8 protein-coding genes are annotated in these 9,460 nt (G+C 62.0%); all 8 read right to left on the reverse strand.

Translation table 11 applies throughout. The features are described 5' to 3' along the window. Window positions 1–63 precede the first annotated feature (63 nt). On the reverse strand, window positions 64–1,218 hold the full coding sequence (gene ftsZ / locus L085_RS00515; RefSeq protein WP_004932757.1) for a cell division protein FtsZ: 1,155 nt from the start codon (window positions 1,216–1,218) through the stop codon (window positions 64–66). 74 nt (window positions 1,219–1,292) lie between these two features. Beyond that, a complete protein-coding gene (gene ftsA, locus L085_RS00520) occupies window positions 1,293–2,549 on the reverse strand; it encodes a cell division protein FtsA (protein WP_004932758.1) in 1,257 nt (418 codons plus the stop codon). Further along, the gene (gene ftsQ, locus L085_RS00525) at window positions 2,546–3,397 is read right to left on the reverse strand and encodes a cell division protein FtsQ (protein WP_004932761.1); all 852 of its coding nucleotides are present in this window, start codon (window positions 3,395–3,397) and stop codon (window positions 2,546–2,548) included. The genes ftsA and ftsQ overlap by 4 nt, the downstream gene beginning before the upstream one ends. Before the next feature lies 1 nt (window position 3,398). Beyond that, window positions 3,399–4,319, reverse strand: a complete 921-nt coding sequence (locus L085_RS00530) for a D-alanine--D-alanine ligase (protein WP_021505336.1) — start codon at window positions 4,317–4,319, stop codon at window positions 3,399–3,401. Next, window positions 4,312–5,787 carry a UDP-N-acetylmuramate--L-alanine ligase gene (gene murC / locus L085_RS00535; RefSeq protein ID WP_044029686.1) on the reverse strand — a complete coding sequence of 492 codons (1,476 nt, stop codon included), beginning with the start codon at window positions 5,785–5,787 and terminating at the stop codon, window positions 4,312–4,314. The genes L085_RS00530 and murC overlap by 8 nt, the downstream gene beginning before the upstream one ends. Window positions 5,788–5,871: 84 nt before the next feature. Next, window positions 5,872–6,936, reverse strand: coding sequence for an undecaprenyldiphospho-muramoylpentapeptide beta-N-acetylglucosaminyltransferase (murG, locus tag L085_RS00540; protein WP_004932773.1), 1,065 nt, complete (start codon window positions 6,934–6,936; stop codon window positions 5,872–5,874). A 3-nt stretch (window positions 6,937–6,939) separates the two neighbouring features. After that, complete coding sequence (ftsW, locus tag L085_RS00545) at window positions 6,940–8,142, reverse strand: cell division protein FtsW (protein ID WP_015376649.1); 1,203 nt, start codon at window positions 8,140–8,142, stop codon at window positions 6,940–6,942. Beyond that, window positions 8,139–9,458, reverse strand: a complete 1,320-nt coding sequence (gene murD / locus L085_RS00550; RefSeq protein WP_033651671.1) for a UDP-N-acetylmuramoyl-L-alanine--D-glutamate ligase — start codon at window positions 9,456–9,458, stop codon at window positions 8,139–8,141. The genes ftsW and murD overlap by 4 nt, the downstream gene beginning before the upstream one ends. Window positions 9,459–9,460 lie beyond the last annotated feature (2 nt).

Consider the following 9,460-nt stretch of genomic DNA (forward strand, 5'->3'; position numbering starts at 1 on the left):
TACAGCATGGCCGGCGGGACAGTTTAGCACAAAGAGCGGAGATTCCAAATTCTCAGGATATTCTTAGTCTGCCTGTTTACGCAGGAAGGCTGGAATATCAAGATAGTCGGGCTCTTTATTCGGCTGCGCAGCTTGGTCGTTGACCACCTTGGCGGCAGGTTTCACTTCCTGCGGCAGAGGCGACATGCCGTGCTGCTGATAACGGTGATCCATCACTGGCTGGCTGGCCTGCTTATTGGTCACCAGAGTGATTTCAGGACGCTTGTCCATACCGATACCGGTTGCAACCACGGTAACGCGCAGTTCGTCGTTCATTTCCGGATCCAGCGAGGTACCGATAACCACGGTAGCGTTGTCGGAAGCGAACGCACGGATGGTGTTACCCACAGTTTCGAACTCATCCAGACGCAGATCGAAGCCAGCGGTAATGTTGACCAGCACGCCGCGCGCGCCGGACAGGTCGATGTCTTCCAGCAGCGGGCTGGAGATCGCCATTTCGGCCGCTTCTTCGGCGCGGTCTTCACCGCAAGCCACGCCGGAACCCATCATCGCGTAGCCCATTTCGGACATCACGGTGCGCACGTCGGCGAAGTCGACGTTCATCAGGCCCGGACGGGTGATCAGCTCGGCGATACCCTGCACCGCGCCTTTCAGCACGTCGTTGGCCGCGCCGAACGCGTCCAGCAGAGAGATGCCGCGCCCCAGAACTTTCAACAGCTTATCGTTCGGGATGGTGATCAGCGAGTCCACGTGTTTGGACAGTTCAGCGATACCCTGCTCCGCGAATGCCATGCGCTTCTTGCCTTCGAAGTTGAAAGGCTTGGTCACCACGGCCACGGTCAGAATACCCAAATCTTTAGCCACTTCAGCCACCACTGGCGCCGCACCGGTACCGGTACCGCCGCCCATGCCGGCCGCGATGAAGACCATGTCTGCGCCGTCCAGCGCTGCGCGCAGGGCTTCGCGGTCTTCTTCCGCTGAATTGCGACCCACCTCAGGGTTCGCGCCCGCACCCAGACCTTTGGTAATACCGCTACCAATCTGGATGGTTTGGCCAACCGCCGTTTTGCGGAGCGCCTGGGCGTCCGTGTTCACAGCGAAGAATTCAACACCTTCGATGCGCTCGCGCACCATGTGTTCAACGGCGTTGCCACCGCCGCCGCCGACGCCGATGACTTTAATCACCGCGTCATTGGTTAGTTCCATTGGTTCAAACATAGTTTCTCTCCGTTTTGTGCCTGTCGCTGCGAGATCATAAAAAGATTACTCAGCATGATCTCTTTGTTGAAACATTAAAACTCTTTTCTCAGCCAGCTATTGATGCGTTTAAACCAATTGCCCACCGAGGCGCGTTTTTCTACTTCTGTCTCACCGCTCAGGTGAGACTCTTTTCCATAGTGCAGCAGACCTACCGCCGTCGAGTAGTAAGGCTCCTGCGCATAATCCGTCAGACCCGTGATGTTCAAGGGTTGGCCGATGCGTACCTGAGTGTGGAACACCCGTTGCGCACAGGCTGCCAGGCCATCAATCTGGGCGGCGCCACCGGTCAGCACGATACCTGCCGCCAGATGATGCTTCACCCCTTGCTGACGCAGTTGCTCCTGCAATTGCAAAATTTCATCGTTAACCAGATTCAACAGTTCGGTGTAGCGTGGCTCAATGACTTCAGCCAGCGTCTGTCTTTGCAGACTGCGCGGAGGACGTCCCCCGACGCTAGGCACCTCTACATTCTCATCCTTGCTAACAATCGACCCAAGCGCACAACCGTGTCGAACTTTAATCGCTTCCGCATCGGTCGGCGGCGTGCCGAAGGCGTAGGCGATATCGCTGGTGACCACGTTCCCGGCATAAGGGATCACTTTGGTGTGGCGCAGCGCACCGCCGGTATACACCGCCATATCCATGGTGCCGCCGCCGATATCCACCACGCAAACGCCGAGTTCGCGTTCATCTTCGGTCAGCACCGCGTAGCTCGCGGCCAGACCGGCGAAAATAAGTTGGTCAACTTTCAGGCCGCAACGTTCCACGGCCTTGACGATGTTCTTCGCCATATCGTTATGGCAGGTAATCAGATGCACCTTGGCCTGCATGCGCACGCCGGACAGCCCAACCGGGTTTTTGATGCCTTCCTGATAATCGATGGCGTATTCCTGAGGAATCACGTGCAGGATACGGTGTTCGTCGCGCACGCGCACCGATTTGGCGGTGTGCACCACATTCTCCACGTCGTCCTGCGTCACTTCCTCTTCCGAGATCGGCACCATGCCGATTTCGTTCTGACAGCTGATGTGTTTGCCCGACAGCGCCAGGTACACCGAAGAGATCTGGCAGTCCGCCATCAGCTCGGCCTGATCGATGGCGCGCTGTACGCACTTCACCACCGATTCCAGGTCGTTTACGCCACCCTTATCCATACCGCGAGACGGGCAGCTGCCCACCCCGATAATGTTGACCATGCCATCGGGCAGAACTTCCCCTACCAACGCGGAGACTTTTGCAGTACCGATCTCCAGTCCAACTACCAGTTTTCTGTCCGTCGACTTGATCATTGTTGTTTTGCCTGTGCCTGATTCTGTTGCTGATTACTGTTTTGCTGACCGCCAAGCGCCTGCGGATCGACCAACACCGGAGCCCACCCTACCGAAGCGCCGGACTCGTAGCGCAGATCGACATAGCTGACACGCTTGCTCTCCGCCTGGCCCTGCTGCTGCAATACCGGGTAAAGCTCGATAAACCGCTGCAAACGCCCGTTGCGGTCATCGCGCCCCAGCTCAAGCCGGACATCGTTGTCCAGCGCCAGCTGCCAGGAATGGCGCGCGGTCATCGCCGCCATTTTCAGCGTATATTTGCTGGCCGCCAACGTGGCGCTCATCGCCCGATAGCCTTCCAGCACATCCTGCTCGCTCCCTTCCGGCCCGTAGAGCAGCGGCAACTTCTGCTTGCCCGCCCGCTCCGCCGGCACGCTGAACGCTTTGCCCTCGGCGTCCACCATGTGCAAATCGTTCCAGCGCGCCACCGGGACGTACTCCACCAGATGGATCTTCAGCTCATCCGGCCATTGTTTGCGCACGCTGGCCTGCTTGATCCACGGCAGACGTTCGATCTGCTGCTGGATGACGTCCACATCCTGCGTCATAAAGGTGCCGGGTGCGCCCAGCGCCAGGATCGCCTGACGAATATCATCGTTGGTGGTGTAATGGCGTTCGCCGGTCACCACCAGCCTTGAGAGCGGCAGGCGGCTGGCGTCTTTCATCCAGCCAAGCACCGCCCAACCGCTCCACACGACCGTTCCCAACACCATCAGCAGGAAAATCATTCCCGCCAACTGGGTTCCATTGCTGCGGCGCGGGCCGTTATCCACCTCGCGATCGCGCGCATTCAGGGCAGCTTGCGACATATCAGTCGGCCAACTCCAAAATTCTCGCCACCAACTGCGAGAAGCTTAATCCAAACTGGCGCGCCGCCATCGGCACCAGGCTATGACTGGTCATGCCCGGAGAGGTGTTCACCTCAAGCAGATAGAAGCGGCCATCGCTGTCTTGCATCACGTCGACGCGGCCCCAGCCGCTGCAGTCCAGACCGCGGTAGGCGCGCAGCGCCAACGCCGCCATCTCGGCTTCCTGCTCGGCGCTCAAACCGCTCGGGCAGAAGTACTGCGTATCGTCCGAAATGTACTTGGCCTGATAGTCGTAAAACACGCCGGCCGGCTGGATGCGGATCGACGGCAGAACCTGGTCGCCCAGCATCGCCACGGTGTATTCCGGGCCGCTCAACCACTTCTCCACCAGCACATCGTCGTCATGGCGGAAGGCTTCTTCCAGCGCCGCTGCCAACGCCGCGCTTTCGGTGACCTTGCTCATGCCGACGCTGGAGCCTTCGCGGCTCGGCTTGACGATCAGCGGCAGGCCGAGATCCGCCACGCGCGCCAGCAGCGCCGCTTTTTCGGCGCCGAGATAGAGCTGGCGATTCAGCGCCACGTAAGGCGCCACCGGCAAGCCCATCGACTGCCACACCATCTTGGTGCGCCATTTGTCCATGGTCAGCGCCGAGGCCATCACGCCGCTGCCGGTATAAGGCAGCTCGAGGAACTCCAGCAGCCCCTGCAGGGTGCCGTCCTCGCCGCCGCGCCCGTGCAGCGCGATAAACACTTTGGTGAACCCTTGATCTTTCAGCTGGGTCACCGGGAAATCGCGGGTATCGACACCGTGCGCATCGATACCGGCTTCGCGCAACCCAGCCAGCACCGCGGCGCCGGATTGCAGAGAAACTTCGCGTTCGGCGGAGGTGCCGCCCAGCAGAACTGCAACTTTATCAGCCATGGTGCTCCTCCTCTTTCTTCGGCGGCTGCAGCTTCAGCTCGGCCAGTTTACGGGCGATTTTGCCCACGTTGCCGGCGCCCTGCACCAGCACCAGGTCTTCATCCTGCAGCAGCTGCGCCAGGGTTTCCGGCACGCTATCGGCATCGGAAACCAGGATCGGATCCAGCTTGCCGCGGCTGCGGATGGTGCGGCACAGCGAACGGCTGTCCGCGCCCGGGATCGGCGCTTCGCCGGCGGCGTACACGTCAAGCATCAGCAGCACATCCACCTGCGACAGCACGTTGGCGAAATCGTCGTACAGATCGCGGGTGCGCGTATAACGGTGCGGCTGGAAGATCATCACCAGACGCTTGTCCGGCCAGCCGGAGCGCGCCGCTTTCAGCGTGGCGTCCACCTCGGTCGGATGGTGGCCGTAATCGTCCACCAGCATCGCGCTGCCCGCTTTGCCGTTGACCGGTTCCAGCGGGAACTCGCCGAGGAAATCGAAGCGGCGCCCGGTGCCCTGGAAGCCCGCCAGCGCGCGCAGGATATCTTCGTCGTCGATGCCTTCTTCGGTCGCTACCGCCACCGCCGCCGCTGCGTTCAACGCATTGTGGCGGCCCGGCGCGTTCAGCGTCACCGTCAGCAACGGTTTGTCCTGACGGCTCAGGGTAAAGTGCCCCTGCGGCCCAATCTGCCGGTAGTCTTCGATGCGCACATCGGCATCCTCACTGAAGCCGTAGGTGGTGATATGGCGCCCCACGCGCGGCAACAGCTCACGCACCACCGGATCGTCAATGCACATCACCGCACGGCCGTAGAACGGCAGGTTGTGCAAGAAATTGATAAACGTCTGCTTCAGGTTCTCGAAGTCGCCCTGGTACGTGTCCATGTGGTCGGCTTCAATGTTGGTGACCACGGCCACCATCGGCTGCAGATGCAGGAACGACGCATCGCTCTCATCCGCTTCCGCGATCAGATAACGGCTGGACCCCAGTCGTGCGTGGGTACCCGCCGCCTTCACCAGCCCGCCGTTGACGAAGGTCGGGTCCAGGCGGGCTTCGGCATAAATGCTCGAGACCATCGCCGTGGTGGTGGTTTTGCCGTGCGTGCCGGCAATAGCGATGCCGTGACGAAAACGCATCAGCTCCGCCAGCATTTCAGCGCGGCGGATCACCGGGATGCGCGCTTCACGAGCGGCGACGATCTCCGGGTTGTCGGCGGAGATGGCGGTAGAGACCACCACCACGCTCGCATCCAGCACGTTTTCCGGACGGTGATTGAAATAAATCGTCGCTCCGAGCGCGCTCAGCTGTTGGGTCACCGGATTCGGCGCCAGGTCGGAGCCGCTGATCTGATACCCTTCGTTTGCCAACACTTCGGCGATACCACCCATGCCGGCGCCACCGATGCCGACAAAGTGAATGTGCCGGACGCGACGCATCTCGGGCACGATAGTACGTAGTTTCGCCAGTTGTTGTGTATTCATCACTCTCTCTAATCCGGACCCGGTACCCCGGCCCTACATCACATTGCTTTTATTCAGGTTCGGCGCACCGAACCCCTGCACTCGTTACTTGGCGAGCCGCACCAGCTCCGCCGCCACGCGCTCGGTGGCGTCCGGAATGGCGACCGCGCGCGCTTTCTCGGCCATGGCCAGCAGCGTCTTGCGATCCCAGCTCGCCAGCAGTTCGGCCACCACATCGGCGTTGAACTGCGGCTGTTCGATAATCTTCGCCGCGCCGGCTTCTTCCAGCGGACGCGCATTCCAGTACTGCTGGCGGTCCTTGTGCATGAACGGCACGAAGATCGCCGGCAGCCCCGCCGCCGCGATTTCGCTGACGGTCAACGCGCCGGAGCGGCAGACCACCACGTCGGCCCAGGCATAGGCGGCGGCCATGTCGTCGATGAACTCGGTCACCTTGTGCTGCGTCTGCCCTACCCTTTCGTAATCGCGCAGCACCGTTTCCAGCGCGCCCTTGCCAACCTGATGCCAGAGCGTAATTCTATCGCCCAAACGCGCCGCGACTTCAGGAACTGTCTGATTCAGCACGCGCGCGCCCTGACTTCCGCCAATCACCAGCACGCGGATCGGGCCTTCGCGCCCCTGCAACCGCTCCGCCGGCAACGGCAGCGCCAACACGTCGGTACGTACCGGATTGCCCACCACCTCGGCGTTCGGGAACGCGCCGGGGAAGGCCTGCATCACTTTGGCGGCGATGCGCGCCAGCCAGCGGTTGGTCAAGCCGGCAATGCCGTTCTGTTCGTGCAGCACCACCGGGATGCCGCACTGCCAGGCCGCCAGGCCGCCGGGGCCGGAAACGTAACCGCCCATCCCCAGCACCACATCCGGCTGATAACTGCGCATGATGGCTTTCGCCTGCCGCACCGCCTGCCAGATCCGCAGCGGCGCCGTCAACTGGGCCTTCAGGCCCTTGCCGCGCAGGCCGGAGATGCGGATAAAATCAATCTCGATCCCGTGCTTCGGCACCAGATCGGCTTCCATTCGGTCTGCGGTTCCGAGCCAGCGCACCTGCCAGCCCTGCGCCATCAGATGATGCGCGACCGCCAGCCCCGGGAACACGTGCCCGCCGGTACCGCCTGCCATCACCATTAAACGCTTAGGTTTCCCGCTCATCCCTTACCTCTTCACAAACGCCTGAGCCTTGGTCAGGCGCGTTTCATAATCAATTCGCAGCAACAGCACGATCGCCGTCGACATAATCAGCAGGCTCGAGCCGCCGTAACTGATCAGCGGCAGCGTCAGACCTTTGGTCGGCAGCATGCCTGCGGCGGCGCCGACGTTAACCAGCGCCTGGAAGCTGAACCACACGCCGATCGCGCAGGCCAGGAAGCCGGAGAAGCGTTGGTCGATCTCCAGCGCGCGGCGCCCGATGGACATCGCGCGAAAAGCGACGAAGAATACCATTAACAGGGCTAAAACCACACCGATATAGCCCAGTTCTTCACCCAAAATGGAGAAGATGAAGTCGGTGTGCGCTTCCGGCAAATACTCCAGTTTCTGCACCGAGTTGCCGAGCCCCTGCCCCCAGAACTCACCGCGGCCGAATGCCATCAGCGACTGGGTCAGCTGGTAGCCGCTGCCGAACGGGTCGGCCCACGGGTTCCAGAACGAGGTCACGCGGCGCATACGGTAGGGTTCCGCGATAATCAGCAGCACCACGGCGAACACGCCGGAGCCGATGATCGCCAGGAACTGCCACATTTTCGCGCCGGCCAGGAACAGCATCGCCAGCGTGGTGATGAACAGCACCACCACGGTGCCGAGATCCGGTTGCGCCAGCAGCAGCACCGCCAGCACCACCATGACGCCCATCGGCTTACAGAAGCCCCAGAAGTTGCTGCGCACCTCTTCCACCTTGCGCACCAGATAGCTCGCCAGATAGCAGAACAGCGACAGCTTGGACAGCTCCGCCGGCTGAATACGCAGCGGGCCGAGCGCGATCCAGCGCGAGGCCCCGTTTACCGAGCTCCCCACCACCAGGACGATCAGCAGCATCACGATCGACATCAGCAGCATCACGTTGCTGTAGCGCTGCCAAACTTCCATCGGGATGCGCAGCGTCACCAGCGACAGGCCGAACGCCAGGCCGAGATACAGCGCATCACGCTTGGCGAACAGGAACGGATCGTCCGCCAGGCGTTGGCCGATCGGCATCGACGCCGAGGTCACCATCACGAAGCCGATGATCGCCAACCCGAAGGTCAGCCACAGCAGGGTGCGATCGTACAGCACCATGTTGACCGCGTCGTTGTCGCGCGCGCCGGTCACCCAGTCTTTCAGCCGTTCTGTCAGCCCGAAGTTCGGCAAGCGTAGTTTCATCCGCCAAGCTCCTGCGCCAGGCGGGCGAACTCATCGCCGCGCACTTCAAAATTACGGAACTGATCGAGACTGGCGCAGGCCGGCGACAACAGCACCATATCGCCGGGCTGTACGCGGCCGGCGATGGTGCGCATCGCCTGCTCCATGGTCTCGGTCAGCGTCGCCACTTCCGGCCGCAGCTGCGCCAGCTGGGCGCCGTCGCGGCCAAAGCAATACAGCCGCACGTTGTCGCCCTGCAGATAGCGCGCCAGCGGCGAGAAATCGGCGGACTTGCCGTCGCCGCCCAGCAGCAGATGCAGCGTGCCGTCCACCTGCAGGCCGTTCAGCGCCGCTTCGGTGCTGCCGACGTTGGTGGCTTTGGAATCGTTGATCCAACGCACGCCGTTGTTCTCCCAGGCCAGCTGGAAACGATGCGCCAGGCCGGTAAAGGTGGTCAGCGCCTTCAGGCTGGAGGCACGCGGGATATTGACCGCATCCGCCAACGCCAGCGCCGCCAGGGCGTTGGTGTAGTTGTGGCGGCCGGTCAGCTTCATCTCGCGCGTATTCAGCACCTTCTCACCGCGCACCCGCAGCCAGGTTTCGCCCTGCTGACGGTTCAGGTGATAGTCGCCCACGTCCGCCCCGAAGCTGACGCAGCGCTCGTCGGCGCCGCGCACCGGCATGGTCAGCGCATCGTCCGCGTTCACCACGCACACCGCGGCGTTTTCATACACGCGCAGCTTGGCGCCGCGATACTGCTGCAGGCCAAATGGATAACGATCCATATGATCTTCGGTCACGTTCAGGATGGTCGCCGCCGCCGCCCGCAGGCTATGCGTCGTTTCAAGCTGGAAGCTGGACAGCTCCAGCACGTACAGCTGACATTCCTGACGCAACAGGCTCAGCGCCGGCAGGCCGATATTGCCGCCCACGCCTACCGCCCAACCGGCGGCTTTCGCCATTTCGCCCACCAGGGTGGTGACGGTGCTTTTGCCGTTGGAGCCGGTGATCGCCACGATCGGCGCCTGCGCCTCGCGGCAGAACAGTTCGACGTCGCCGACGATTTCCACGCCAGCGTCCGCTGCGGCGCTCAATGCCGGGGTCGCCAACGCGACGCCCGGACTGGCGACGATCAGATCCGCCGCCAGCAGCCAGTCCTGATTCAAATCGCCCAGATGGCGCTCCACGCTTTCAGGCAGTTTGTCCAACCCTGGCGGCGCGATACGGGTATCCATCACGCGCGGCGTTACGCCGCGCGCCATGAAGAAATCGACACAGGACAGGCCGGTGAGGCCCAACCCGATGATGACGACTTTTCTACCCTGATAGTCTGCCATGA

The organism is Serratia sp. FS14 (genome assembly GCF_000695995.1).
GTDB classification, from domain to species: domain Bacteria; phylum Pseudomonadota; class Gammaproteobacteria; order Enterobacterales; family Enterobacteriaceae; genus Serratia; species Serratia nematodiphila.

Excerpts from the sequence above, each read along its gene's own strand:
- ftsA (WP_004932758.1), bottom strand. The coding sequence starts at position 2,549 with ATGATCAAGTCGACGGACAGAAAACTGGTAGTTGGACTGGAGATCGGT.
- murD (WP_033651671.1), bottom strand. The coding sequence starts at position 9,458 with ATGGCAGACTATCAGGGTAGAAAAGTCGTCATCATCGGGTTGGGCCTC.
- ftsZ (WP_004932757.1), bottom strand. The coding sequence starts at position 1,218 with ATGTTTGAACCAATGGAACTAACCAATGACGCGGTGATTAAAGTCATC.
- murC (WP_044029686.1), bottom strand. The coding sequence starts at position 5,787 with ATGAATACACAACAACTGGCGAAACTACGTACTATCGTGCCCGAGATG.
- L085_RS00530 (WP_021505336.1), bottom strand. The coding sequence starts at position 4,319 with ATGGCTGATAAAGTTGCAGTTCTGCTGGGCGGCACCTCCGCCGAACGC.
- ftsW (WP_015376649.1), bottom strand. The coding sequence starts at position 8,142 with ATGAAACTACGCTTGCCGAACTTCGGGCTGACAGAACGGCTGAAAGAC.
- ftsQ (WP_004932761.1), bottom strand. The coding sequence starts at position 3,397 with ATGTCGCAAGCTGCCCTGAATGCGCGCGATCGCGAGGTGGATAACGGC.
- murG (WP_004932773.1), bottom strand. The coding sequence starts at position 6,936 with ATGAGCGGGAAACCTAAGCGTTTAATGGTGATGGCAGGCGGTACCGGC.